This window comes from Gilvimarinus sp. 2_MG-2023 (assembly GCF_030547685.1).
GTDB lineage: Bacteria > Pseudomonadota > Gammaproteobacteria > Pseudomonadales > Cellvibrionaceae > Gilvimarinus.
Genome location: NZ_JAUOQM010000040.1, coordinates 17,063 through 42,640 on the forward strand (window position 1 = coordinate 17,063; position 25,578 = coordinate 42,640).

Genomic DNA, 25,578 nt, shown 5'->3' on the forward strand with positions numbered 1-25,578 from the left:
TAATAGAGTAATGCCTCTGCGAGACCTCAAGCCTAACCCGCACTCGTCGTTGCTACTTTTCGGAAGGTCTAGACATTCCCTCAAAGTAGCGCCTAGATTGCGAGTTGCGCTGTAAGCCAGAGGTACCACACTATTGTTCAGAGGTGCCCCTATTATAGGCGGATGCAGCGGGGAAACCTGAGTGTTCAAACCTGCTGCGGGTGTCTACCCATTCACAAATCCGCCAAATAGCCGCAGTTGTTGGCTCCGGTGGCGCTAGAATAGCGAACGTTTGATAACTTTACGCCGCCAGGAGAAGGCTCACCCATGACGAGGCTCCCACTGTATCGCCCCCGCGCTCGTCGCCTGCCGGATCGAGCCGCGCCTATTTTTGCCTCGGTATTGGCGGCGCTGACCATAACCGCTTGTGGCGGCGGAGGCGGGGGTGGCGTGTCCGGCGGCGGGCAGGCACCCGACCCGGTCGTGGTGGACTTGCCCATCGCCTACATCGAGCGCCCGCTACCGCGCGATGACGCCGGTGAGTTGCTGCCGCCCGACCCCTTTCGACGCGATGAGTTTAACCCCGGGGCGCAGCTGTTTATTAAAGAGCGGGCCACCGACGATGCGCTCACCACCAATATCAGTGCGCGCGCGTTTGCCGAGGGTGAGGTGGATGTCAAAGATCTGAGCGCCCACCCCGACGGCGATCGTCTGCTGTTTGCCATGCGCGCGCCGGAGGTTGAAGACCTCGATGAGGACGAACAGCCCAAGTGGAATATCTGGGAGTACAACCTGGAGCTGGATACACTGCGCCGGGTGATAGATTCCGACATCGTCGCCGAGCAAGCCGACGATATAAACCCGCGCTACCTGCCCGATGGGCGTATCGTTTTTGCCTCTACCCGCCAGGTGCGCAGCCGCGCTATTTTACTGGATGACGACAAAGCCCAATACGCCGCCGAGAGCGAGAGCGGCGATGGCCCGGCTTTTGTGCTGCACTCTATGAATGACGACGGTTCGGACATTCGCCAGCTGTCATACAACCAAAGTCACGAGTGGGACCCGCTGCTGCTGAACAGTGGCCGCCTGCTGTTTACCCGCGCCGACAACTACAACAATAACCGCGTCAGCTACTACACCGCCCGCCCCGACGGCACCGATCTGCGCTTGCACTACGGTTATAACACCCGCCTGGAGGATGAAACGCCCTGGCTATTTAACCCAGAACTCATGCCTGATGGCCGGTTGGTGGGTATTTACAAACCGCGCGAGAATTTGCTCGGTGGTGATATGCTCGCCATTAACCACAGCGACTATGTCGAAGACAACCGCTCGGTGGACTCACTCAATGAAGAGGATACCGAGGCCGATACCGCCGCGCTGGATATCTTAACGGTCTTGCCGGTAATGATTGACGGCAGTGTTTCGCGCCACGGTGAGTTTTCCGCGCTGGCGCCTCTGAACGATGGCACCAATCGCCTGTTGGTGAGCTGGAGCCAGTGCCGGTTAACCGAGCCCGCCGACCCGCAAGAAGCCGGTAGCACCGAGCGCTACCTGCCTTGTACGGAGGAGAATTTAGCCGTGGAGCCGGCCCTTGAGCCCGCGCCGCCGGTTTATGGACTTTGGTTGTACAACCTGGACGACAACCTGCAACAGCCGGTCATTGTGCCCCGCGAAGATGTCTACTACACCGATTTGATCACCCTGGAGCCGCGCGCCCCGGCGCCATATCTGGCGTCCGAGGTGGATGCCGATTTGGCCGAAGAGGGCCTGGGGGTGCTGCATATACGCAGTGTGTATGACATCGATGGTGAAGACAGCAGTGCTCAGGGCTTGAGTGCGCTGCGCGACCCGGCGCAAACCACTGCCGCCGAGCGCCCGGCGCGTTTTTTGCGCCTGGTCAAAGCGGTGTCTCTGCCGCCGGATGACATTCTCAACTTTCCCGGCAGCGCCTTTGGATTTAGCGGGGCGCAGCGGTTTAAAGAAATTTTAGGCTACGTCCCCATTGAGCCGGACGGTTCGGTCAAAACGCTGGTGCCGGCCGATGTTGCCTTTACCGTGTCGGTGGTGGATGCCAGCGGCCAGCGTATCTCCGATCGGCACGAGCACTGGTTGCAGGTGCGCCCGGGCGAAACTTTCCAGTGTAAAGGGTGCCATGAAGATGGCTCGCCCGTGCCACACGGCCGCGCTAATGCCGGGCCCGCGTCCATCAATACCGGGGCCGAAACCACCGGCCAGCCCTTCCCCAATACCGAGCCCGCCCTGTTTGCCGATATGGGTGAAACCATGGCCGAAGTCTACGCCCGCATTGCCGGTGTTCGCACGCCCAGTGTGGATATCGAGTTTACCGATGACTGGACCGACCCCTCCGTGCGCGCCAAAGACCCTGATATAAGCTATCGCTATGCGGATATCTACGCTGCGCCGGACCCCGCCAAGCTGCCCGCCACCGAGCTGTGCCAGCAACGCTGGAGTGCCGCCTGCCGCACAGTGATTCACTATCCGCAACATATTCAGCCCCTGTGGGATGAGCCGCGACTGGAACTGGCCGAGGATGGCAGCCTGTTGGCCGATAACACCTGTACCAGTTGTCACAATACCGTCGATACCGATGGCCTTGTACAGATTCCGGCGGGCCAGTTAGACTTAACCGCCAGCGAGAACAACACCCCGCATATCACCTCGTATCGCAAGTTGTTGGCAACGCACTTTGAGCAAGAGGTGGTCGAAGGGGTATTGCAGGACGTGCTGATCGAAAGCGGAGAGTTTGAGCGCGACGAAGAAGACGAGCTGATTCTCGACGCCGAGGGCAACCCAATTCCTATTTTGGTGCGTGTGCCTGTAAGCCGCTTAATGTCATCGGCCGGGGCGCGCTTTAGCGGCGGCTTTTTTAACCGCATGAACCGCTTTGATCAAGAAGACGCGACCTTTGACCATCGCGGCCTGCTCAATGCACACGAACAAAAACTGATTGCCGAGTGGTTGGATATCGGTGCTCAATACTATAACGATCCATTTGACGTGCCCGATTAATGCAAACAACTGGCAACACAATAACAGCCCTGGTGCTGGCCCTCGGCGCCTGTTTAGCGATGCCGGTGCAGGCGGGTTGGTTTGACCAGGCCGCGCCTTTAGTGGTGACCGTCGACAGAGCTTATATCGACGTTTACTCCGGCCCGGGGCGCGGTTATCCCATTTTTCATGCGCTGGAAAAAGGCGAGCAAATCACACTGCTTAAAAGCCGCACCCAGTGGATTAAAGTGCAAACTGAAAACGGCACCGAGGGTTGGGTAAAACGCGAAGCGATGCTGGCGACCTTAGACGCTACCGGCCAGACTCCCGATTTTTCCGACGCTTCGCGCGCCGACTCTGTGGCGGGCAGCTTTGAAGTGGGGGCGGGCTTTGGCGATTTTGGCGGCGCCGATTCCACAACCTTAACGCTCGGCTACCGCTTTACTCAGCACTTAACCATTGAGGCGCGTTATGCCCAGCAGGCGGGCAAGTTTTCCGACAGCGAAATTATCGCCGGCGGGCTGACCCATCAACCGTTTCCGGACTGGCGGGTATCGCCTTATATTGGTCTGGGTGCCGGGCGTATAAAAATTCACCCCAGCGCCACTTTGGTGGACACCGTCGATAGGGAAGACTCCGTACTGCAAGCGAGCCTGGGTACTTATGTGTATTTGTCGCGCCGTTTTTTTATGCGCCTGGATTACACCAACCACTACCTGCTCACCACCCGTGAGAACAACGATGAGGTAAACGAATGGCGAGTTGGATTCAACGTTTTCTTTTAGCCGGTTGCTGCCTGGCACCACTGGCAGCGAGCGGGCAAAGTGACGACCCGCTGGAGCCGATTGTGGGGGCGGATATCGAACGCCGCGCCATCAGTGAGGATATGCTCGATACCGAGAATTTTGAAATCGGCGTATACGGTGGCGTGTTGGGCATTGAAGATTTTGGCAGCAGCGCCGTGACCGGTGCCAATATCGCTTATCACATTACCGAAGATTTTTTTGTCGAGGCGATTTACGGCAGTAGCGACGCCAATAAAACCAGCTACGAATTATTGAGCGGTGCGGTGGAGTTATTGAGCGATGAGGAGCGCGAACTCACCTATTACGCTCTATCGCTGGGTTATAAAATGTTTCCGGGCCAAATATACCTGGGTGCGAATACGGCGTTTAATACGCACTTTTATATTACCGCCGGGGGCGGCAATACCGAGTTTGCCGGCAACCGTTACGCCAGCTACACCCTGGGGGCGGGTTACAAACTCTATTTAACCGATTGGTTCGCGCTGGATGTGGGTATGCGCGATCATATGTTTAGCCACGAGTTATTTGGCGAGTCGCGCAACACGAATAATTTTGAAGGCCGCTTGGGCCTGTCCGTGTATTTTTAGGAGTACGGAATGATTAAAACATTACGATCTTTAGCGTTTATTTGCAGTGTGTTTTGCACCGCACAGGTGGCGGCGAATGATGTCGCCCCCGACTTTACTTTAAAAAGTAACGGTGGTGAAAACCTGCGCTTGGAAGAGCAGCGAGGCAATGTGGTTATGCTCAACTTTTGGGCCACCTGGTGCGCACCCTGTCGCAAAGAGATGCCCGTGCTGGAGCAAATACATCAGCGCTACAGCGCCGCGGGGTTTGTACTCTGGGGGGTAAATGTGGAGCAAGACAGCGCCGCGGCCGCCGCCATGGCTAAAGATTTGGGGGTGAGCTTCCCCATTGTGTTTGACCCGGAAAGTAAAGCCAGCCAGGCCTACGGGATTGATGCGATGCCAACCACTATTTTGATCGACCGCGATGGCAATATTCGCTACAAACACCGCGGCCTGCCCAAAGGGTACGAAGAAAAATATCGCACCCAAGTGCGCGAGCTGTTGGCTGAATGATGCGTTGGGGTCGCGTTGGGCTGTTGGTGGCGCTAACGGTTTTCGTTGGCGCCTGCACGCCTTGGGTGAAACCCTATGAGCGCGCACACCTGGCCGATGAGATTATGAGCTTCGATCGCGACCCCATTGCCAATGGCTATTTGCACCATGTGTACGAGGCCCGCGAAGCGGCGCGCGGCGCCGATGGTGCCAGTGGAGGTGGCTGTGGCTGTAATTAATAGGTGGGGCGGAATGCAGAACGCGGAACGCAGAACGCTGGCCGCTCTAGTTGCAGCGCTACTATTGCTGACTTGCAGCTGGGTTAAAGCCGAGGTGTTGGCCCCCGATCGTTTGGATGTGATGTACCACAGTTACGACGGCGGCGGTGCCACCATTGATGGGCCGTCGGTTCTGGTGCGCAAAAATATCGGCAACAGTTTTGCCGTGTCAGCCAACTACTATGTGGATATGGTTTCCAGCGCCTCGATCGATGTGTTGGCTACGGCCAGTGAATACACCGAAGAGCGCACCGAATATTCGGTAGGCGCTGAGTATCTAAACGATCGCACGACTATTCGCGCCGGTTACACCAGCAGTGAAGAAAACGACTACAGTGCGCAAACCGGTAGCATTAATATCAGCCAAAGTTTTTTTGGTGACCTGACCACATTAACCCTGGGCGCGAGCTATGGTGAGGATGTGGTCGGCCAAAACGGCAACGACACCTTCGAAGAAGATGTGGCCCGTCGCCGCTACCAACTGAACTTAACGCAAATTCTAACCAAGTCGTTAATCGCTGCAATCAATGTTGAGTCCGCCGTGGATGAAGGGTTTTTAAATAATCCCTATCGCCAGGTGCGCTATCTCGATACCACAGCGGCTCAGGGCTTTAGTTACCAAAAAGAGCTCTACCCCGAAACACGAAATTCCGATGCCGCCGCCCTGCGCGCTATTTACTACTTGCCCTATCGCGCCAGTTTGCGCGCCGACTATCGCTGGTACCAGGACAGTTGGGGCATTGACGCCAGCAACTGGGCGCTGCGCTACACCCACCCGGTGGGTGAGCGCTGGTTGTTTGAATTAAAATACCGCAGCTATGAGCAAACCCAAGCGGATTTCTACGCGGACTTATTCCCCTATCGCGATGCACAAAACTTCCTCGCCCGCGATAAAGAGCTGAGCGAATACACCTCCGACACCATCGGTCTGGGTGTCACTTGGAATGTGCCGCAAAAGTGGCTCTGGGTTTTTGATAAGAGCACAGTGAATCTGTATTGGGATCACTTCCAGTTCGACTATCAAAACTTTCGCAATGTATTAACGGAACAGGCCAGTGTGGGCGAAGAGCCCATGTATAACTTCGACGCCAATGTTATTCGGTTGTATTTTTCGTTTTGGTATTAAGCCAATGCGTTCGGATTGAGTGTCGCCATGGATAAGTTGGCCCTGTGTTGTGGTTTTTTCCTGATTGCACCGCTGGCCGGTGCCGATACATTTGACCGGCAATTGGCGAGTGCGGCTGAAGAGCGCACACAACACGAGATTACCTACGATGGCTCTTACCGCGCGATTGGATACCCCAATGGCGATGTGCCAGAGCATATCGGTGTCTGTACCGATGTTGTGATTCGCGCTTACCGCACTCTGGGGGTGGATTTACAACAATTAGTGCACGAGGATATGCTTGCGCACTTTGACCTTTACCCGTCGCAGCGAATGTGGGGGCTGAGCAAAACCGATACGAATATTGACCATCGCCGGGTACCCAATCTGCAAACTTTTTTTGCCCGCCACGGCACCGAGCTTGCGCAAAGCAATACCGCAGCCGACTACCAAGCCGGTGATATTGTCAGTTGGATGTTGCCGGGCAACTTGCCCCATATTGGTATTGTTACCAATCAAATGTCCGCGCAGACAAATCGCCCGCTCATTGTGCATAATATCGGTGCCGGGCCGCGCCTTGAGGATGTGTTGTTTGCCTACCCTATAACCGGCCACTATCGTTACCGCCCCGATGTGCACATCGATTAATTGTCTTACTCGCCTTTGCATTAAAGGTTTTTTCATTAAAGCTGATTATTGTCCTCAGACCTCAGACCTCAGACCTCAGACCTCAGACCTCAGACCTCAGACCTTAGACCTTACTGCCGTATTCGCGAGTGCTGCCCTGGAATATGGATAAACTCGCCGGAGCGTTTACCGGTTTGGGTGTTTATATAGTGGCGGCTGTGACGAATGAGGGAAAAGTGCTCCCCCATAGGGGAAAATAGCACCAGTATTTCGTAGCAGGGGTCGAGCCGGGCGTAGCGGCATTGATGGCGATACTCTACGTAAAAACCGGGCTCTAGGGCGTTCGGTGGATCGAAATGCCAGCTGGCGCGGGGGTTAAAAAATCCCACTAGAGTGCCCGCCGCGCGCGCAAAACGCTCTTCGCCGGCCCGCCATTCGGTCAAGCTTTGGGCTTTTTTTAGGCGAGCGTGCAGCTGTTGGTAGGCGCGCTCGTAGTCGGCGTCGCGCATGGCGGTGCTAAAGGCTCGGTAGGCTTGATCGGCCCGGGCTTGCTCAGCTGCGCTAGGTTGATAGGTTGCGGCTTGTACACAGGCGCCGACAAGTAAGGTCAGCAGACCAATACCGGCTTTAAAAGCGCTGAACTGGGTGGGAGTGGGGAGAGTAAACAAGGTTGATATCCGACAGATAAAAGCGAGCCGATATGGTGAATAAAGACGCGGTTCGTGGCAAGGTCGCGTTTGGCAATTTATAGCCTTGGCAGAAAAAATTGCATTTTTTCACGTAAAAGCTGGTATTTATTTGCCAAATTGGCTATTTTTTAAACCCTGTCGACCGTGAAAAACTCGGGTATTTGTGTGATTCAGTCCGCCTCTTCTTACAATCTGTATGCGTTGCAAGGCGCAACGCTGCGCCCGACCGAGGCAGTGTCTGAGCCCGGGCGGGTCAATCCGGCCGAGCGCTCGAGCCGGCCGGTCAATCAGGTCGAATCGCCCCGGCGTGACAACAACGACAATCGGCGCTCGGTCGAGCGGCTGGATGAAGGCACTCAAACCGGGGAAGTCAGCCAGCTCGACCCTTTAATTGAGCTGTTTATTGAGCGCGCCGACCAAAACGGCCAAAACCGTGAACAGGCATCGCGTGATAACCAAGCCGGTGATTTTATTGCCGCCGCCGAACCGACAACTGTGGGCGCAGGGCCAAGTGGTTCTGGCGGTGCTTCAACTTTGGGTTTTAGCGATTTGCGTTCGGCGCTCAGTTTCTGGGAGTCGCTCAACCCTGAGCGCGAAGATACATCCAGCTTGCCCGCTCCCATTGCCGCGTATCGCGAGGTGCAATCGGGTCCCGCCCCCCGTTTAGGTTTATCTGCTTACGCTTAAACTTCTGTGTTGTCAGCCAGTGCCGGGGTCGATCCCATAGCCTCGTACACGCTGACCAGTGCCTGTAGGTAATTCAATTTGCTCGCGACTAACTCTTCTTTGGCGCTAAACCAGCTTTGTTGGGCGAGGAGCAAGTTTAAAAAATCCGTATCGCCAGCGTCAAAGCGGGCCTTGGCAATATCATACAGACTTTGATTGTTAGCGAATTTATCCTGCGCAATGTCTAATTGCTGTGATCTTAACCGCTGGGTTTCAAGCTGGTCGATGGTGTCGCGATAGGCGTCGGCTACGGTGTATTGGTAGCTGGCGTAATCGATATCGGCGTCTAGCTCGGCGATGCGTATTTGGGCACGGGTTTGTCCGCCGTCAAACAACAGTAGCGAAGCGGCTTCGCGAATACTGCCCGCCCATTCGCTGGCCCCATTCAGAATATCGTCAATACCCCAATTGAGACTCAAGCTAAGATCCGGCCAGCGCGCCGTTTTAGCCTGGTGAATCAAAGCCTCGTTTTCGGCCAGCGCTAAGGTGGCAATTTGAATATCGGGACGCTGTTGCAGCAGTTGTGCGCTTTGCACGGCGGCCACTTGAGGCAGAGTGAGTTCATCGAAGTCGGTGTTAAGTTCAGGTGTTTGCAAGTCTAAGCGCCCCAACATAATCGCCAGAGCGCGCCGGTTAATATTTAGCTCGCTCTCTAGGCCGACTAATTTAGTGCGCGCATTCAACACCAGATTTTTTTGTTGGCGCAACTCCAGGCCCGAGGTGCCGCCGGCGTTGTAGGTGAGTTCAAACAGCGCCAATAGCTTTTCACTGGCGGTCAGATTTTGCTGGGCAACTTGGCGCAGTGACTGAGTGCTGAGTGTGTCGAAGTAAGTGCGAATAAACTGCGCTTGCAGAGCAATTAAGCTGGCGCGGGCTTCCCAATTTGCCACTTGCAGTTGAGCCTCGCGCAGCTTGATGCCCGCGGCGCGCTCGCCCCAAAGATCCAGGGTGTAACTGGCGCTGATGTCAAAACTGTTGCTGCTGCCGGTGCGGCCGCTGTTATCAAAATTGTCGCTGTTGCTTAACCCGGCACTTGCGCTGGGCCAGTTGTCGGCCCGGCTGGCGCTGAGCACTTGTCGGGCCCGCTCTATGCGCAACTCGGCCATGTGTAAATCCAGGTTGTCCGTTTGCAATTGCTGCAAATAATGTTGCAGCTCGGCCGGTAAAAAGTCTTGCCAGGTGCTTTCGGTAAGCGGCGCGATCTCGGTACCAGTCAGTGCATTTTGATAGGCGGTGTGCGCTTGTGTCGTACTTTGCTGTGGCTCGGGGTTGAAGGCACAGGCGGTTAATATAAAACTGATAAGCCAAATTCGATACTGCATTTTTATTCCTCGGCCAGTGCGGTAATGGGGTTTAAGCGAGCCGCCTTGCGTGCGGGAATAAAACCAAACACCAAGCCTACGGCGATGGATGTGGCAAAGGCCAGTGCCGCCGGCAATAGGGTAAAGGTAATGGCGACGTCAAAACTGCGCACCACCAATGCGCCAGCAAAGCCGATGATAATACCCAGTACGCCTCCAAAAAAACACACTACTAACGCTTCAATATTAAACTGGCGCAAAATATCGGAAGGTTTGGCACCGGTGGCTATACGCAGGCCAATCTCGCGGCGGCGCTCCGAAACATTGACTAGCATAATATTCATGACCCCTATCCCACCGACAAACAAAGAGATGGCGGCAATGGAGCCGAGTAAAAGCGTTAATGTATCTTGCGCGGCGGTGACAGCTTGCACCAATGATTCGGTGGAACGCACCTGAACATCTTCGGCTTGATGGCGCTCTACCAATAATGTTTCGATGTCGGTTTCCAGCCGGGCGGCGGATTGGGTATCCGTGGCCTGAATGGTAATGCTGCTAAGGTGAGCGCGACCAAACATTTTTAATCGGGCCGTGGTCAATGGAATTAAAACTTCATCATCCATATCCTGCCCGGATGGGTCGGACCCTTTGGCTTTTAACAAGCCGATAATTTGATAGGGCGCGCTGTTGACCAGAACAAAACGTCCGATTGGGTTTTCGCCTGTATCAAACAAACTTTCCGCCACCGTAGCGCCCACCACCATCACTGAGGCGTAGTTGTCGATATCGTCTTGTTCGAAAAACACCCCCTGCGATAACTCCCAATCGCGCACGGTAAAGTAGCTTGGTGTGGTGCCGCGAATACGACCGGAGTAATCTTTATTGCCGTAGCGCAAAGTCGAGCGCGAGTTGCGCTCGGGGGCAACGGCTTTCACCCCGGGCAGCGCTTCAATGGCCTCGGCATCTTCGACGGTTAGAGTGGCAATGTTGCCGCTGTCGCGGCGCAGATTGCTGCCGCCGGGGCGCACGGAAATTAGATTAGTACCAATGGATTCGATGCGCTCGAGCACTTCGGCTTTACCGCCTTCGCCAATGGCAATCATCAGTACCACGCTGGCAACGCCGATTATAATACCCAGTAGGGTCAGGAGCGTGCGAAATAAATTTACCCGCAAAGAACCGAGCGCAATTCGCGCCGATTCAAACAGACTAATGCTGGGAAATACGCGCACTTTTTTGGGCGCAGCTGGCACCTCAGCGGATTGCGCGCTAGCACCGGTGTCATCGATCAGTTGCCCGTCTTTAAACGACACAACGCGCTCGGCGTGCTCGGCAATATGACGGTCGTGGGTAATCAGAATAATGGTCACGCCTTCGCGGTTAAGCGTTTGCAGTAAATCCAGTACCTGCTCGCCACTTTGGCTGTCGAGTGCGCCGGTGGGCTCATCGGCCAGAATAACCTCGGCACCGTTAATCAGTGCCCGGGCGATAGACACGCGTTGCTGTTGCCCGCCGGAAAGTTCGCTCGGTTTGTGATGGGCGCGCTCACCCATGCCGAGTTTTTGCAAAAGTTGTCCGGCGCGTTCGCGGCGGCTCGCACGGTCTTGGCCTTTGTAAATGCCCGGCATAGCAACGTTATCGAGGGCAGTGATATTGGCCAACAATTGATAGCGTTGGAAAACAAAACCAAAAGTGTTTAAACGCAGTGCCGAGAGTTCATCGGCATTGAGTTCGGCCACATTGATGCCGTCTACCTCGTAAGTGCCGCTTGAGGGTTGATCCAGACAGCCGAGAATATTCATCAGCGTCGATTTACCCGAGCCGGACTGGCCCATAATGGCGACAAACTCACCGCGCTCGATGGTGAGCGATACATCTTTTAGAGCGTCTACCCGGGTTTCACCCAATTGATAATAGCGGCCAATACCCGACAACTTGATCAGTGCATTAGAAGCCACCGCGACGACCTCCACCACCACCGCCACCACCGGGCGGTGGTCCACCCATGGTGTTACCGGCGCGACGGTCAATGTTTGACGTTGCGCTTGAGTCGGGGTTGCGAATACCGGCCACCACTTTGTCGCCCTCACTGAGCCCGGAGGTTACGGCGACTTGGGTGCGTGTGCGCATGCCCAGTTTAACGGCCACCCGTTCGCTGCCCTCGGCGGTTTGTTTGATCACACTCGGTCCCTTGGGGCCGCGGCGCAGTGCGCCGGTGGGAATGGTCAGTACATCCTCGGCTTGCGCTTCAATAAAGAATACCTGCGCGGTCATGGAATCCATTAAACGCGAACCTTTGTTTTCGATATCGATTAACACTTGGTAGAGCACGACATCGTTAACCACTTCCGGCGTGGGCAATACCTGGCGCACGGTGGAGTACCAGCGTTTATCGGGTGCGCCCAGGGTGGAAAAATAAACGGGCATGCCCGCATAAATTTGAGTGACATCGGCTTCAGACACTTCAGTGCGCAGTGTGAGTACCGACAAGTCGGCAATTTTCATGATCAGTGGTGCGCTTTGATTAGCGTTGAGTGTTTGCCCTTCACGCACGGCAATAGAGACAACAGTGCCGTCCATGGGGGCGTAAATTTTGGCGTAGTTAAGCGTGGCTTTGTCGCCATCAAGCGATGCGCTATCGGCTTTAATTTGTGCCTGCATAGCGCGAATATCTGCCGTTAATCCTTTTACGTCGGTTTCGCTAGCGGTTAAGGTATCTTGGCTAATAGCGTTTTGGGCAAACAGGTTGCGGTTGCGCTCTAAGCGCTCTTCGGCCAAGTGTTGTTCGGCGTAGAGTTTTTCTAACTGCGCGCGTTTATTTTCCAGGCTGGCTTCGGCGCTCATGACATTAGTTTCAAAGACTGTGGCGTCAATCTCGGCCAGCAGTTGGCCACGCTTAACCACATCGCCCACATCCACCGCCAAACTCTCGAGCTGGCCTGACACCTGCGCGCCGACTTCAACATAGTCTTTTGGCTCCAATGAGCCGCTGGCGGCGATAACGTTTTCGATTGAACCGCGCTCGACCGTGTGCCAAATATATTCTGGGTTGTCGCTGTTACGGGTAAAGTAGTGAACAAGTAACAGTGTCAATAATGCGATAACGACGACGACTGATACCTGCACTAATGTGCGTTTATTTCTGAATAATTTCATTTGTCGTTTAACCTGAGTAAGACTGCGCGTATTGTAAGGACAAACCGCCGGTTATGTGCGCCTGAGAGGGCATTTATACATTATTTTACTTCCCGCTTAAGTAGTGTAAGAGCCGGCAATAAGGGTTTACCTTAGTTTACGTAGCGCAACTTCAGGCAACATAACGCAACTTACAATAGGGTTTTCTTTTTTGAGGTTGGGCTATGTGGATTAAGCGGATATTAGCGGCGGCTGTGGGTGCGGCTTTGTTGAGTGCAGCAGGTTGCTCCAGTGGTCCCGAGCGCAAAGCGCCGGTGTTAGAGCAGCGGCTTCACACCAGTATTACCGAGAACGGCTCAAAGATGTTTATGTTCCAAATGGTGCGCGCCTCGGGTGGTGATTCGAGCCGTGCCGGTGGCCGCCCCTCGGGCGGTCGGTCTGGTGGGCCGCCGGGTGGCGGCGGTGGGCGCGGCGGCGACCGGGGCGATAAACGCGGTGATAAGGGCGCCGAGGAGTCGGGCAAAATGCTGGCCGAGGCACACGAGGCTCTGCTGGTTCAGCTTGAGCAGACAGGTTTTTGTCGCGAGGGCTACATGACCTTGGAAGAGTCCGCCAAGCGAGGCCAGCTGGCCATTCGGGGCGAGTGTAATGAAGCGGCGACCGAGGCCGATCGCGAGACTTTTATGCAAGCACCCGAGCCACAGTTTAAGGATTTACTGCAGCCGGCACCCACTCAGTAATCGGTTCGCTGGCTATTTTGTTGCCAGCGGGAAAAAGGCCGCTCGGATTGACTGAGATCCACGTGGTGAAAAGGGATGGTGCGATCGGCGCCGTCCTTTTTTATTTGCCGGTAAATAAACGAATCGTCAAACCCGGCCGCCGCCGCTTGTTTGTGATCGGCGGCAAAGTAAACCGCAGTTGGGCGCGCCCAGTAGATGGCACCCAGGCACATGGGGCAGGGCTCACAGCTGGAGTAAATAATGCAGTCGGTCAGTTGGTGGCTCTGCAAAGTTTGGCAGGCGGCGCGAATGGCGTTGACCTCGGCGTGGGCGGTTGGGTCTAGGCCTGTGGTCACTGTATTGCAAGCGCGGGCAATGACGGTATTGTTTTTGACTACCAGCGCTGCAAAGGGGCCACCGCCGCTGGCGGCGGAGTCACTGGCAAGCTGTAGACATTCTTGCAAAAACTGGGTGTGGGGGCAGTTCATAGTGCTTTTACATTAGCCGATAAGGCGTGACAGTTGTTCGGATTTGGCCGCATCGTTATCAATAAAGCGCAGTACAGCTTTGACCACCCGGCTGGTGGGGATGGACTCGGCAGCTTGCAGGCTGTGCACATAAGCGTTGAGCTGCACGTGTTCGGCCACCCCTTCTTGCCCGATGTCGACCACAACTTGATCAAATAAGTTGGGCAGGCCGTTATCGCGGGCGAGGGCGGCACTGAGAGTTTGCAGGTTTAAATCGCGAATCACGCAGGCGACCGCTGGCTTGTTATTATCGAAGCGAATCTGCGCTTTGAATTTTTTGCGTGGGCTGGCTTTTTCGGGTGTTTCACTTGCCCCGCCGCCGGTGAGTACATCCACCGAGCCGAAGGCGTGCCCTTGGTTGCCCTGCACCTGGCCGCCTTTACCGGGTAACTTGGGTAGTTTGCCGATTTTTTTCAGCTGTTTAAAAACTTTGCGGATAAGCTCATCGGGGGTAAACGGCTTGGAAATATAGTCGTTGACTCCGGCCTCAACGGCCTTGACCACGTGGGCGCGGTCACCGCGGCTGGAGATCATAATAAACGGGGTGGCTTGATAGCGCTCGTCGTTGCGCAGGCTGCGCAGTAGCTCTTCACCGCTGAGGTTGGGCATCTCCCAGTCAGACAGTATCAGGTCCATGGTTTGACCCTTGGCCGCAGCCAGGGCGCGGCTGCCGTCGGCGGCCTCAAAAATTTCTACGCCGGGTATGCGTTCGCGCAGGTTTTTTTTCACCATGTCGCGGATGAAGCCGGCGTCATCCGCCACAAGAATGCGTAAAGCCATGCCTGGCCCTCTGTAAGTAACGACTACCTTCTAGGATAGCCGATTTTGGCGCCCAAGGTGGGGGTTTAGTCCTGGCGGCGAGTAAATACCCAGTCGCGCTGGGAGGACAGCTCGGGGTCAAAGGCGTAACCATCCATATCAAAGGCTTTTATTTGCTCGGCATCCTTAATGCGGTTGGCGATGATATAAGCGCTCATCATGCCGCGGGCTTTTTTGGCAAAAAAGCTAATGATTTTGTACTGACCGTTTTTCCAGTCTTTGAATACCGGGGTAATAATGTCGGCGTCCAGCTGTTTGGGCTTAACGGCCTTAAAGTACTCGTTGGAGGCCAGATTAATCAAGGTGTGGCTGTTTTGCTCTGCCAACTGTTGATTGAGGGCCTGGGTGAGCGACTCGCCCCAAAATTGGTATAAGTTGTCACCGCGCGCATTGCGAAACTTGGTGCCCATTTCCAGCCGGTAGGGTTGGATTAAATCGAGCGGGCGCAACAGTCCGTACAGGCCACTCAAGATGCGCAGGTGCTTTTGGGCAAAATCGAAATCGCGCGCCTTAAACGCCTCGGCATTGAGGCCGGTGTAGACGTCGCCCTGAAAAGCCAAAACGGCTTGTTTGGCGTTTTTCGCGGTAAACGGTGTCTTAAAGGCCTGAAAACGGTCGAAGTTGAGCAGGCCGAGCTTGTCGCTGATGCTCATCAGACCGGAAATATCGGCCGGTGATAATTCGCGCAGCTCCTTGATTAGGGCGCGCGAGTCTTTCAGAAAGTCCGGGGTGGAGGACTTATCGGTGACCGCAGGGGTCTCAAAATCCAGCGTTTTGGCTGGGGAAATGACCATTAACACGTGTAGTTACTCCGGTTGTAAGATTGCCTGCCACCAGTTCAGCGGTGTTACGCCATCGGCGGGGTCGTAGACATTGCCGTATTGCCACATGGCGTCATCGCCGGAAATCGGGTTGAAGACTTCCTCGATGTTATTGAAACCACAGCTAACGTGTATGCTGTATATCAACATGCGCGGGGTTTCAAAATCCAATTCGCCCCCCAATTTGGCTACCGGGCCGTTGAGGCGGTCGGCCAGGGTGCTGGCATCGTTTTTTGTGAACACGCGTACACTTAGATTGCCACTGTGTTTTACAATTTCAAATTCGCGCTTGCCGGTGTCGGCTTTGATGACATCGCCGCTGGCCAAACCCTTGACGAAAGCCGGTGAGCGCACCAACTGTAGGGTATTATCGGGCAACGCTTTGACGGGCAGGCGCTCTACCATGGGCTGGCCGTCGGGTTTAAGACCGGCGAAGAGCTCAATTGCTTGCAGTGATTCCATGTAACCTCTGTATCGGTAAAATACGGCATTATAAAGACTTTGCGCCTCAGGCACAGGTTATACCAACCAAAGGAGAGAGTTGTGAAATTGGTTCGATCAATAGTATCCATAGTATTACTGGCCGGGCTGGCCACTGCGTGCAGTGTGAACCCGGTGACGGGTGAGCAAGAACTGTCACTGATGTCGCCTGCGCAAGAGGTGGCCATTGGCGCGCAGCAATATGGCCCGAGCCAGCAGTCGCAAGGTGGACGCTATGTGGTGGACCCCGACCTGAACGTGTATATCAACCGGGTCGGCCAAAAATTGGCCGCGGTCAGTGATCGCCCCGACCTGCCCTACGAATTTGTGGTGCTCAACAATGGTGTGCCCAATGCCTGGGCGCTGCCCGGCGGCAAAATAGCGATTAACCGCGGATTGCTGGTACTGCTTGAAGATGAGGCGCAACTGGCGGCTGTGCTGGGCCACGAGATCGTCCACGCGGCGGCCCGCCACAGTGCTCAGCAACAAACCCGCGGCACCTTGCTCAATGTCGGCCTGGTGGCGGCCGGGGCCGCTCTGTCATCCCAGGGGGAGCAAACTGCAGGTTTGGCTATGGGCGCATTGGGTGTTGGCGCGCAGGCCTGGCAGGCGCAGTACGGCCAGGGCCAGGAGTTAGAGTCGGATAAGTACGGTATTAAATATATGGTAGCGGCCGGTTATGACCCCCAGGGAGCCGTGGAGCTGCAACAAGCCTTTGTTAAATTAAGCGAAGGGCGCCAGTCCGGCTGGTTGGAGAGTTTCTTTGCCAGCCACCCGCCCTCCCAAACCCGGGTGGACCGCAACCGTGAAATGGTCGCTCAATACACCGGTGGGGACCGCAATCGCGCCGCCTACCAGCGCGCGATTGCTCAGCTTAAAGAAGATGCCGGGGCTTATGATAATTATCAGCAGGCACTGCAAGCTGCCGGAGATGATCGAGCCCGGGCGTATCAGTTGCTGGATAAGGCCGTTAAGCAGCAACCGAATGAGACGCTGTTTTGGGAGCTTAAGGGGCGATTACACGCCGCCGATGAGGACTTTAGTCAGTCAGCCGCCGCACTCGATCGGGCGGTTGCAGCCAACCCGGAGTTTTTCCGCCCTTATATTTACCGCGCCCTAGCCTTTGATCAGCTGAAAAAGACCGACAATGCCGCCCGCGACCTAGAAAAGAGTATGGCGCTGCTGCCCACCCAAATAGCGGCTTACTATTTGGGTGAGTATGCCCTCGCGGATGGACAACAACAGCAAGCGTTAGAGTATTTTCAAATGGCGGCCCAGGGCGGTGGTGAATTGGGGCAAAAAGCCCAATCGCGACTGCAACAAATGCAGCAAGCTACTCAGTAGATACTCACTAAGGCGCCCGCTATACTGGGCGCCTTACAATAACAAATTGGCAACTCATGGCGTCTTCTTCTCCGGCAGAAAAACCTGCCCTTATACCCGTTTATTTGCGATGGCTCGATCAGTTTACGGAGTGGACCGGGCGCGGCGTTGCCTGGCTCACCTTAGTGATGGTGGTGGTGACCTGTCTGGTGGTGATTGTCCGCCGATTTTTGGGGTTGGGCTCGGCCGGGCTACAGGAGTCGGTGGTTTATATGCACGCCGCGGTGTTTTTGTTGGGTGCCGGCTTTGCCCTAAAGCACGCCGAGCAGGTCAGGGTCGATATCTTCTACCGCAAAATGAGTGCGCGCGGCCGAGCCTGGGTGGATGCCCTGGGTAGCTTGGTGTTTTCAATGCCCCTTTGTGTGTTTGTCGCCGCCATCAGTTGGCGCTATGTGCGCAGCTCGTGGTTGATTGCTGAGGTGTCCACTGATGCCGGCGGCTTGCCCTTGGTCTATGGCCTGAAAAGTTTAATTGTACTGTTCGCGGTCAGCTTGTTCCTGGCCGTCTTGGCTGAGCTTATTCGCGCCGTTTTGGTACTGCTACAGGCGCATACCCATGATTGAGTATTTACCGCTGGTTATGTTTTTAGTGGTTTGTCTGGCGCTAATGCTGGGCTACCCGGTAGCGTTTACCTTAGCCGGTGTTGCCCTGTTATTTGCCGGCAGCGGTATTATTGCCGGCGTGTTTGACCCGGCGCTACTGCTGACCTTTCCCGGCCGCCTGTTCGGCATTATGAGTAATTACACGCTTGTGGCGGTGCCGCTGTTTGTATTTATGGGCGTGATGCTGGAAAAATCGCGCTTAGCGCAGGAGCTGCTCAGCAATATGGCCAAGGTGTGCGGCGGATTGCCCGGCGGTCTTGGCTTGTCGGTGATTGTGGTCGGTGCCCTATTGGCGGCCAGTACCGGCATTGTGGGGGCAACGGTGGTCACCATGGGCCTGATGTCGCTGCCCACCATGTTAAAGCATGGTTATCAGCCGGCACTGGCAACCGGGACTATCTGCGCAACCGGCACTCTGGGGCAGATAATCCCGCCCTCCATTGCGCTGGTACTCTTGGGCGATGTGCTGTCCAGTGCCTATCAACAGGCCCAGCTGAAATTGGGGGTGATAAATTTACAGACGGTCTCGGTGGGGGATTTGTTTGTGGGTGCCATCGTGCCGGGCCTGCTGCTGGTGATCATGTATATGGTCTATTTGTTGATTGTGGCAAAAGTAAGGCCCGCTAGCGCACCCTCGGTGCGCGAACCGGAAGGCGCCGAAAACATTAGCCGCGGGCGGCTGTTATTGTCGTTGGTGCCAGTGTTGGTACTTATTACCCTGGTGCTGGGCTCGATTATTCTCGGTATTGCCACCCCGACGGAGGCTGCCGGTGTCGGGGCGCTGGGGGCTTTAATACTGGCGGCGGTCAAGCGTCAGCTGGACTTACCGCGTCTGCGCGAGGTGATGCGTGCCACCACCCGCGTCAGCGCCATGATTTTTACTATCCTGATTGGCGCCTCCTTGTTTTCGCTGGTGTTTCGCGGCTTTGGCGGGGAGGAGTTGGTTCACCATCTCTTCGAACAATTACCCGGAGGGGTATTTGGCGCGATGGTGGTGGTGATGCTGGTGATTTTTTTACTGGGCTTTATCCTCGATTTTATTGAAATTACTTTTGTCGTTGTGCCCATTGTGGGGCCGGTTCTTTTGGCAATGGGGGTGGATCCGGTCTGGCTTGGCATTATGATTGCCATCAATTTGCAGACATCGTTCCTGACACCGCCATTTGGCTTTGCGCTGTTCTATTTGCGGGGGGTTACGCCCGATTCGGTGCCAACCTCTGCCATTTATCGGGGCGTTGCGCCCTATATTGGTTTGCAATTGCTGCTGTTGCTTGTTTTAGCGCTGTGGCCGCAACTGGTCACATGGGCTTAAACAATTAAATGTACTCTTGGCACACTGACAATTTGTCCGGAGAGATGTCCAATCAATGTAAACTGCCTCGGTAAGGTTCGGGGCCAAAACTTAATAAGGTAAAGCTCATGTCTATGCACGGTAGTCTGGATGAAGACCCGACGCCACGCGGAGTGCTGACTCTGCAAACCCTCTCAATGCCGGCTGACACCAACCCTTATGGGGATATTTTCGGTGGTTGGTTGATGTCACAAATGGACATTGGCGGTGCAATACTCGCGCAAAATATTGCCCGGGGCCGTGTGACCACCGTGGCGGTGGGCAGCATGGTGTTTTTGCGCCCGGTGCCGGTGGGCGCCACTGTCAGTGTTTACGCCGAAGAGGTCGAGGTGGGTCGCTCCTCGATTCGTATTATGATCGAGGTGTGGATTAAAGATCATCGCAACGGTGAGGTGGCGAAGGTCACGGAAGGTGAATATGTCTATGTGGCGATCGATGATAACGGGCGCACCCGGTCGGTAGAGCCTTAAGTGGTTACTCGCTAGCGCCCTCTCAGCTTGGGCGCTCTCGCCTACTGACATTTTAGGTCAATTCGTTAGACTCACCTCACAATTCTTAACCCGTCTTTTGTATTTTAGTTTGTTAACTTAACCATTATGGTAGAACTGAATCGAGTAAGGGCCGTCTAAGTAACAGCACATGCCCGATGTAAGGATAGGTTTGTAGAGTGACTTTTGGCTTTACGGCAACAGGAAGATAGCAATGATAAAAGACCAGCCCCAAGGATATGGTTTAGTAACCATTGTGTTGCACTGGGTTAGCGCCGGCAGCATTATTTTTTTGTTCGCACTGGGGTTGTACATGACAAGCTTGGGTTACTACGACGAGTGGTATCACAAGGGGCCTGATGTACACGTCAGTGTCGGTTTAATTTTGTTTGTGTTGATGTCGGTGCGACTATTGTGGCGATTACTGAGTCGCTCACCTAACCCATTACCAGAGCATACTCGCCTGATACGGCTCGCTTCGAGCGCGGTTAAAGTGGTTTTGTATGCCTTGGTGTTTACTGTTATGGCGACGGGTTATTTAATTACCACGGCTGAAGGTTCAGCCCCCGAGATCTTTGGCTGGGTGAGTTTTCCTGTGTTGCTGGAGTTAGAGCCTGGTAATGTGGATTTGGCCGGCACTGTCCACTGGCTTTTAGCTTGGGCGATTATTGTCTTTGCCAGCTTACATGCACTGGCCGCATTGGGGCATCATTTTGTTTTAAAGGACGATACTTTAAAGCGTATTGTCCGACCGGTAAAAAATCAATGAATCAAAGGAGAGGATAATGAAATCACTCAATACTGTATTAAAAGGATCAGCGGCCGGAGTTGCACTTGCCACCGCCTTGCTGTCGACACAGGCGTTTGCCGCCGATTATGTAATTGACACCAAAGGTGCCCACGCCTCGATCAATTTTAAAATTCCTCATTTGGGTTACAGCTTACTGCTGGGCCGCTTTAACGATTTTAGTGGTGATTTTACTTACGATGCTGAAGATGTGGCGGCGAGTAAAATCTCGGTCACTATCGATACCACCAGTATCGACAGTAATCATGCGGAGCGCGATAAGCACTTGCGCAGCAATGATTTTCTGGCGGTGGAAGAGTTTCCCGAGGCGACTTTTGTCAGCACTAAAGTGGTGGATGTTGACGATGAAGAGTTCGATTTGGTGGGCGACTTAACCCTGCGCGGTGTCACCAAAGAAATCACCATTGAGGTGGAAAAGGTCGGCGAAGGTAAAGACCCCTGGGGTGGCTATCGGGTCGGCTTTGAAGGTGAAACTGAAATTCGCCTGCAAGATTTTGGCATTGAAAAAGACCTGGGGCCAGCCTCACAGGTAGTCGAGCTTGAGCTGCATATTGAAGGTATTCGAAAGTAGTCGTTTTTACGGCTGATAACTAAAAAGCCGGCGTTTTAGCCGGTTTTTTTTTAGAGCCAGCCTTTTTGTTTGGCAATACGTGCCGCGTCGATACGGTTAGTGGCATTTAATTTTGCAATAGCTTCGGACAGATAGTTGCGCACAGTGCCCTCAGATAAAAAAAGTGCAGTGGCTATGTCGGCAGTTGATTTACCTTTGGCTGCCAGCTGTAGGGCCTTTCTTTCTTTATTGGATAATGGATCATTATCCCCGAGTGCGGCAATCGCAAGCTCCGGGTCTATCACTTTTTTACCCTTCATAACGGCTCGAATAGCCGCGGCCAATTCTTCGGACGGGGAATCTTTCAGTAAAAATCCTTCGACACCGGCCGCTAAGGCACGTTTTATATAGCCGGAACGGCCAAAGGTCGTGACGATGACAGTTTTTAGACTCGGGTGAAGCTGTCGACACTGCTCAATAAGTTCAATGCCGCTCATTTGCGGCATTTCAATATCGGTTAGTAGCAGGTCTACGCTGTGCTTATGTAATTGCGCGAGCGCCTCTTTGCCATTGCTGGCTTCAGAGACTACCCGTATATCACCTTCCATTTGCAGCAAGGCGCGTAGCGCACCGCGTACCAGAGTCTGATCTTCCGCTAATACAATGTTAATCATGGGGCGACACCGGTAGGTTAGTGTGGATAGTAAAGCCGTCGGTAGTGATAATTTTCATTGTACCTCCTAACGCCTGTACTCGCTCTGACATGCCGGTAAGTCCATAACCTTTTTGGATGGAGCCTTGAGGTTGCCCGTTATCTTGTACCACTACAGAGAGTGATTTTTTAGTACTCGTCAGTGATATGTTAACTTTATTTCCGGAGCTGTGGCGAACAATATTAGTAACACACTCTGTTATCATCAATATAACGGCGGCCTCAATCTTGGTGTCTGTGCTTGCAGCTTTATTGGCTATGTTGACATCAAAGCCTGCAGCGATTAGCTTTTCTTGTAGATTGTCGAGTTGATAGGGCAGGCCTTTTGTTCGGTAGCCGGTGATCACCTGACGAACCTCGCTTAATGCTTCGCTAGCAATGTTAGCCACCTGATCAATTTCGTTGAGTGCTTGGTTAAGTTGTCCTTTATCGCCCAGCTTTTTCGCAAGCTGAGATTTTAGCGCAATGCTTGATAAGGTGTGACCCAAGGTATCGTGTAAGTCCCGTGCAATGCGTTCGCGCTCGGCTATTTGTATTAATTGCTGCTTTTCGGCTGTATTTTTCGCTTCGCGGTATTCTTGTTGATTAATGGATTGTACATAAAGCCCCAAAAAGCTTAGAGAAATGCTGGGAATCAAGCTTGGGAAAATATAATAGGCTACCCATAGGTCGTAAATATAAGCAGAGAAGAAAAGTCCGGCACATACTAATAAAAGCGCTACTATTGCTTTTGCCCGGGACAGATAAAAACCCGCGAAAAAAGTTGTGTAGCCAAAAATTACGCCAGCCGATGGGTTAACGCCGGAGGCCATAATGCCGAGTGCCAGCATACACACAAGCATTATCAGAACCTGATTCTTAGGGCAGCGGGTTAAACGAATATATGCGCCGGTAAAACAGCCGTAAAATAAAAGAGACGCTAACACAAACTGTGTGGTTAACGGTATGCTAAAAAAAGAGAAAAAATAAAACGCACTGAACATATACGATATCCAGCTCCAGGGGCTTGATATCGTATAAACAGATTTGAAATCATCTTGTTGTGAGTGGTTCATAGGTATCCTTAGCGGAGCTCCCGCTGGTGCTGGGAGCGAAGCCGGTGGCTTTAAAAGTTGATGTTTACTAGGTATTTTGCCCAGCCATTTTCGGGGTTCAGTGCCAGCGCCGACTGAAAGTGCTCAAGAGCGTGCCGCTGATTACCTAAGTCAAGATACGTTAGGCCCAGCCATATATGGGCTTCGCCGTGGCCCCAATAAACACCAGAGTTAACATCATGGTTATAATTTTCCAGAGCGTCTTGTAGGAATTTTTTTGCCGCTTCTTTACTGCCGCCATAAGCGGTGGGGGTATGGTATTGCAGTATACCTTGAACAAGATGTACGCGTGGGTTGTCAGGGGCCAGGCTCGCAGCCTTTGTCAACGCAGCGTAAGATTGTTGAGCGTAGGCGGCCGCGTCGACCGTTTGGTCCAATGAAATCGTATAACTGTATGCATAGGCCAGTAAGGTCAGTGCTTCATCGTCGTCGGGCTGTTTTTTCGTATGGGCTTCCAACTTGGTAATCAACCCCTGAACTATCTCTAAGGCCTTATCGGCCTGTTGGTGAGTACTATAAGCTACGCTTAATCGGAATTGCGCCAGAAACTGTTCATAATCTTGATGGTGATTGGCCAGTGCTGTCAGCTTTTGTGTCTGACCGTTCATATACGCGCGCTCGATGGCATCAATATCACTTTGTGCTGACTGACATACGCCGCTGCTGAGGGCACAGGCTGTCACAAGAGCTAGGGTGACTTTTCTGAATGAGTGCATAGGTGTCTCCTTAATTGAGCTGACCATTGCGAGATTGCTTTGGCCTCTGCACGTCATCAGTATCTCTAACGGCGCGCCTCAGTGTAATTGAGGCTTGTCATAAGATGCAGTGACAATTGTCAGGGTGTTACCCTTAAGTTTTAGGTGTTTAGGTGGGAGTAGTGATGAAGAGTGTAAGCTGAGGTATTCTCTACTGACGAGCTGGCCGCTTATACTGACGGTAACGTTTATTTATTCATCCGGCCAGAGCCCGCTGTCGGGGGCGCCTAGCGCAGGCCGATATTCGAGTGTGTGATCAAAATGAAAAGTGACTTTAAAGAGGCTCTATTGCCAGGAGTTGTCCATGCCTTGCCTGACGATGTATGTCGTGCATTAAAGCAGTCTTTGATTTGTGTCGAGCAGTGGCAAAGTCTGACGCCGCTCGGGCGCAATGAGTGGATATGCTGGGTCGAAGACGCTAAAAAATCGGTGACGCGCGAGAAGCGAATCGCCCGCTTATTGAGTGATTTAGCGGCGGGTAAACGCCGGCCCTGTTGTTGGCCGGGGTGTTCACACCGGCCTAAAAATAAATAATGCCCGTTACTCGGGGGCAGTATTGCGCCGCACTTGATAAAACGTTTCTTCCGAGACTTTATGCCACTGCCCCGCCTTAGTTAAAAAGTCTTGGTAGGATTGATAAACCTTGGCAAACATAGGGTCGGCGGCGGCCTGTTCCTGAAAGACCTCTTCGGTCATTTGTCGCAACTCTTGTAACACCTCATCGGGGAAGCGTTTTAACTCTATGCCGTGATTGTTAATTAAGCTTTGCAAGGCGGCGTTGTTGGTGGCGGTGTAATGATCGAGCATGTCGGCGCTGGCGGCGCGAATGGCGTTGGCGACGATAGCCTGTAAATCTGCAGGCAGAGAATTGTAGGCGTCTTTATTGATGATTAGCTCCATCATCGACCCCGGCTCGTGCCAGCCGGGGTAATAGTAATACTGTGCAATTTCGTGAAAACCAAACGCCATGTCGTTGGCCGGGCCGACCCATTCGGCGGCGTCGATAACACCGGTTTGCAGAGCGGTGTAAAGTTCGCCACCGGGAATATTGACACTGGTACCCCCAGCGCGGTTAAACACCTCACCGGCGAGCCCGGGAATGCGCATTTTTAACCCGCTTAAATCGTCAAGGGTATTGATTTCTTTGTTGAACCAGCCACCCATTTGAATGCCTGTGCTGCCGGCGGGAAAGGGGATTAAGTTAAAGGGTGCATACACTTCGCGCCATAGCTCCATCCCGCCTCCGTGGTAGAGCCAGGCGTTCATCTCTTGCGCGTTCATACCAAAGGGCACGGTGGTAAAGAATTGCGTGGCGGGGGATTTACCGCGCCAATAATAGGCACCGGAGTGGCCCATCTCGACACTGCCCGATGACACCGCATCGAACACGCCCATGGCGGGTACAATTTCACCCGCGCCGTGAACGTGGATCGTCAAGCGGCCGTTACTCATTTCATTGACTAAGCGGGCAAAGGTTTCAGCACCTGTGCCTAAGCCTGGAAAGTTTTTGGGCCAAGTTGTGACCATACGCCAGCGGTAGCTTGATTGGTGTTGGCTTTGCTCTTGAGTGTTGGTGCCCACCGTCGAGCCTGACTTGCTCATGACCAGTGCGGCGAACAGCAGTACCGATAGGGCGACTAAGCCGAGAATAATAAGAGGTGTGTAATTAAATGTGCGCGATTGAGTCATGTTTTATTGTTCTGGGTGGCTATTTAGGCAATGTTAGCATGATGAACGCAGAACGCAGAAC

At 53.8% G+C, this 25,578-nt stretch carries 28 protein-coding genes; 16 read left to right on the forward strand and 12 right to left on the reverse strand.

Features of this window, described 5'->3' with window-relative positions; genetic code table 11:
- The first annotated feature begins 306 nt into the window (after positions 1-306).
- The 7 genes from Q4526_RS08545 to Q4526_RS08575 are packed head-to-tail and all read left to right on the forward strand — an operon-like array spanning position 307 to position 6,889.
- Positions 307-3,012, forward strand: a complete 2,706-nt coding sequence (locus Q4526_RS08545) for a hypothetical protein (protein WP_215976640.1) — start codon at positions 307-309, stop codon at positions 3,010-3,012.
- Positions 3,012-3,776: an SH3 domain-containing protein gene (locus tag Q4526_RS08550; protein WP_215976641.1), complete on the forward strand. Its 765-nt coding sequence runs from the start codon at positions 3,012-3,014 to the stop codon at positions 3,774-3,776. Before Q4526_RS08545 ends, Q4526_RS08550 begins: the two co-directional genes overlap by 1 nt.
- Positions 3,746-4,384, forward strand: a complete 639-nt coding sequence (locus Q4526_RS08555; protein WP_215976642.1) for an outer membrane beta-barrel domain-containing protein — start codon at positions 3,746-3,748, stop codon at positions 4,382-4,384. Before Q4526_RS08550 ends, Q4526_RS08555 begins: the two co-directional genes overlap by 31 nt.
- 9 nt (positions 4,385-4,393) lie before the next feature.
- The gene (locus tag Q4526_RS08560; RefSeq protein WP_215976643.1) at positions 4,394-4,879 is read left to right on the forward strand and encodes a TlpA disulfide reductase family protein; all 486 of its coding nucleotides are present in this window, start codon (positions 4,394-4,396) and stop codon (positions 4,877-4,879) included.
- Positions 4,879-5,097 carry a DUF4266 domain-containing protein gene (locus Q4526_RS08565; RefSeq protein WP_215976687.1) on the forward strand — a complete coding sequence of 73 codons (219 nt, stop codon included), beginning with the start codon at positions 4,879-4,881 and terminating at the stop codon, positions 5,095-5,097. The genes Q4526_RS08560 and Q4526_RS08565 overlap by 1 nt, the downstream gene beginning before the upstream one ends.
- Positions 5,098-5,110: 13 nt before the next feature.
- Positions 5,111-6,262, forward strand: coding sequence for a DUF3570 domain-containing protein (locus Q4526_RS08570; RefSeq protein ID WP_215976644.1), 1,152 nt, complete (start codon positions 5,111-5,113; stop codon positions 6,260-6,262).
- Between the two features lie 27 nt (positions 6,263-6,289).
- Entirely contained in the window at positions 6,290-6,889 is a 600-nt protein-coding gene (locus tag Q4526_RS08575; RefSeq protein WP_215976645.1) for a DUF1287 domain-containing protein, read from the forward strand.
- Positions 6,890-6,999: 110 nt separating this feature from the next.
- Here the strand turns inward: Q4526_RS08575 and Q4526_RS08580 are convergent, their stop codons facing one another.
- Positions 7,000-7,536 carry a hypothetical protein gene (locus Q4526_RS08580; RefSeq protein WP_215976646.1) on the reverse strand — a complete coding sequence of 179 codons (537 nt, stop codon included), beginning with the start codon at positions 7,534-7,536 and terminating at the stop codon, positions 7,000-7,002.
- Positions 7,537-7,722: 186 nt separating this feature from the next.
- Between Q4526_RS08580 and Q4526_RS08585 the strand changes: the two genes are divergently transcribed.
- The gene (locus Q4526_RS08585) at positions 7,723-8,244 is read left to right on the forward strand and encodes a hypothetical protein (RefSeq protein ID WP_215976647.1); all 522 of its coding nucleotides are present in this window, start codon (positions 7,723-7,725) and stop codon (positions 8,242-8,244) included.
- On the opposite strand, the gene Q4526_RS08590 is transcribed toward Q4526_RS08585, so the two are convergent.
- The 3 genes from Q4526_RS08590 to Q4526_RS08600 are packed head-to-tail and all read right to left on the reverse strand — an operon-like array spanning position 8,241 to position 12,740.
- Positions 8,241-9,605 carry a TolC family protein gene (locus tag Q4526_RS08590; protein ID WP_215976648.1) on the reverse strand — a complete coding sequence of 455 codons (1,365 nt, stop codon included), beginning with the start codon at positions 9,603-9,605 and terminating at the stop codon, positions 8,241-8,243. The two genes, Q4526_RS08585 and Q4526_RS08590, sit on opposite strands and share 4 nt — an antisense overlap.
- A 2-nt stretch (positions 9,606-9,607) precedes the next feature.
- Positions 9,608-11,587, reverse strand: coding sequence for a MacB family efflux pump subunit (locus Q4526_RS08595; protein ID WP_303609594.1), 1,980 nt, complete (start codon positions 11,585-11,587; stop codon positions 9,608-9,610).
- Positions 11,532-12,740, reverse strand: coding sequence for an efflux RND transporter periplasmic adaptor subunit (locus Q4526_RS08600; RefSeq protein WP_215976649.1), 1,209 nt, complete (start codon positions 12,738-12,740; stop codon positions 11,532-11,534). The genes Q4526_RS08595 and Q4526_RS08600 overlap by 56 nt, the downstream gene beginning before the upstream one ends.
- A 203-nt stretch (positions 12,741-12,943) precedes the next feature.
- Here Q4526_RS08600 and Q4526_RS08605 point away from each other — a divergent pair, with 203 nt between their 5' ends.
- The gene (locus tag Q4526_RS08605) at positions 12,944-13,459 is read left to right on the forward strand and encodes a hypothetical protein (protein WP_215976650.1); all 516 of its coding nucleotides are present in this window, start codon (positions 12,944-12,946) and stop codon (positions 13,457-13,459) included.
- Here the strand turns inward: Q4526_RS08605 and Q4526_RS08610 are convergent.
- The 4 genes from Q4526_RS08610 to Q4526_RS08625 all read right to left on the reverse strand — a co-directional run bounded on the left by Q4526_RS08610 (position 13,453) and on the right by Q4526_RS08625 (position 16,067).
- Entirely contained in the window at positions 13,453-13,926 is a 474-nt protein-coding gene (locus Q4526_RS08610) for a nucleoside deaminase (RefSeq protein ID WP_215976651.1), read from the reverse strand. The two genes, Q4526_RS08605 and Q4526_RS08610, sit on opposite strands and share 7 nt — an antisense overlap.
- 12 nt (positions 13,927-13,938) lie before the next feature.
- Positions 13,939-14,745, reverse strand: coding sequence for a response regulator (locus Q4526_RS08615; RefSeq protein WP_215976652.1), 807 nt, complete (start codon positions 14,743-14,745; stop codon positions 13,939-13,941).
- A gap of 65 nt (positions 14,746-14,810) precedes the next feature.
- Positions 14,811-15,584, reverse strand: a complete 774-nt coding sequence (gene yaaA, locus Q4526_RS08620) for a peroxide stress protein YaaA (RefSeq protein WP_215976653.1) — start codon at positions 15,582-15,584, stop codon at positions 14,811-14,813.
- A gap of 6 nt (positions 15,585-15,590) precedes the next feature.
- Positions 15,591-16,067 (reverse strand): DUF4265 domain-containing protein, encoded by a 477-nt coding sequence (locus Q4526_RS08625; protein ID WP_215976654.1) that lies wholly within the window; start codon positions 16,065-16,067, stop codon positions 15,591-15,593.
- Between the two features lie 81 nt (positions 16,068-16,148).
- Between Q4526_RS08625 and Q4526_RS08630 the strand changes: the two genes are divergently transcribed.
- The 6 genes from Q4526_RS08630 to Q4526_RS08655 all read left to right on the forward strand — a co-directional run bounded on the left by Q4526_RS08630 (position 16,149) and on the right by Q4526_RS08655 (position 21,288).
- Entirely contained in the window at positions 16,149-17,429 is a 1,281-nt protein-coding gene (locus Q4526_RS08630) for a M48 family metalloprotease (RefSeq protein WP_303604584.1), read from the forward strand.
- 56 nt (positions 17,430-17,485) lie between these two features.
- Positions 17,486-18,031 carry a TRAP transporter small permease subunit gene (locus tag Q4526_RS08635; RefSeq protein ID WP_215976655.1) on the forward strand — a complete coding sequence of 182 codons (546 nt, stop codon included), beginning with the start codon at positions 17,486-17,488 and terminating at the stop codon, positions 18,029-18,031.
- Positions 18,024-19,382: a TRAP transporter large permease subunit gene (locus tag Q4526_RS08640; RefSeq protein WP_215976656.1), complete on the forward strand. Its 1,359-nt coding sequence runs from the start codon at positions 18,024-18,026 to the stop codon at positions 19,380-19,382. Before Q4526_RS08635 ends, Q4526_RS08640 begins: the two co-directional genes overlap by 8 nt.
- Positions 19,383-19,489: 107 nt before the next feature.
- A complete protein-coding gene (locus Q4526_RS08645; RefSeq protein ID WP_215976657.1) occupies positions 19,490-19,891 on the forward strand; it encodes an acyl-CoA thioesterase in 402 nt (133 codons plus the stop codon).
- 232 nt (positions 19,892-20,123) lie between these two features.
- Complete coding sequence (locus tag Q4526_RS08650; protein WP_215976658.1) at positions 20,124-20,678, forward strand: cytochrome b; 555 nt, start codon at positions 20,124-20,126, stop codon at positions 20,676-20,678.
- A gap of 16 nt (positions 20,679-20,694) precedes the next feature.
- Positions 20,695-21,288, forward strand: a complete 594-nt coding sequence (locus tag Q4526_RS08655; protein WP_215976659.1) for a YceI family protein — start codon at positions 20,695-20,697, stop codon at positions 21,286-21,288.
- Positions 21,289-21,338: 50 nt separating this feature from the next.
- Here the strand turns inward: Q4526_RS08655 and Q4526_RS08660 are convergent, their stop codons facing one another.
- From Q4526_RS08660 to Q4526_RS08670, 3 genes are all read right to left on the reverse strand, one after another.
- Entirely contained in the window at positions 21,339-21,941 is a 603-nt protein-coding gene (locus Q4526_RS08660; RefSeq protein WP_215976660.1) for a response regulator transcription factor, read from the reverse strand.
- Positions 21,934-22,821 carry a sensor histidine kinase gene (locus Q4526_RS08665; protein WP_303609595.1) on the reverse strand — a complete coding sequence of 296 codons (888 nt, stop codon included), beginning with the start codon at positions 22,819-22,821 and terminating at the stop codon, positions 21,934-21,936. The genes Q4526_RS08660 and Q4526_RS08665 overlap by 8 nt, the downstream gene beginning before the upstream one ends.
- A 263-nt stretch (positions 22,822-23,084) precedes the next feature.
- Positions 23,085-23,789 carry a tetratricopeptide repeat protein gene (locus Q4526_RS08670; RefSeq protein ID WP_215976662.1) on the reverse strand — a complete coding sequence of 235 codons (705 nt, stop codon included), beginning with the start codon at positions 23,787-23,789 and terminating at the stop codon, positions 23,085-23,087.
- 300 nt (positions 23,790-24,089) lie between these two features.
- Between Q4526_RS08670 and Q4526_RS08675 the strand changes: the two genes are divergently transcribed.
- Positions 24,090-24,362 carry a YdeI/OmpD-associated family protein gene (locus tag Q4526_RS08675; RefSeq protein ID WP_215976663.1) on the forward strand — a complete coding sequence of 91 codons (273 nt, stop codon included), beginning with the start codon at positions 24,090-24,092 and terminating at the stop codon, positions 24,360-24,362.
- A 6-nt stretch (positions 24,363-24,368) separates the two neighbouring features.
- Here the strand turns inward: Q4526_RS08675 and Q4526_RS08680 are convergent, their stop codons facing one another.
- On the reverse strand, positions 24,369-25,517 hold the full coding sequence (locus Q4526_RS08680; protein ID WP_215976664.1) for a TRAP transporter substrate-binding protein: 1,149 nt from the start codon (positions 25,515-25,517) through the stop codon (positions 24,369-24,371).
- Between the last annotated feature and the right edge of the window lie 61 nt (positions 25,518-25,578).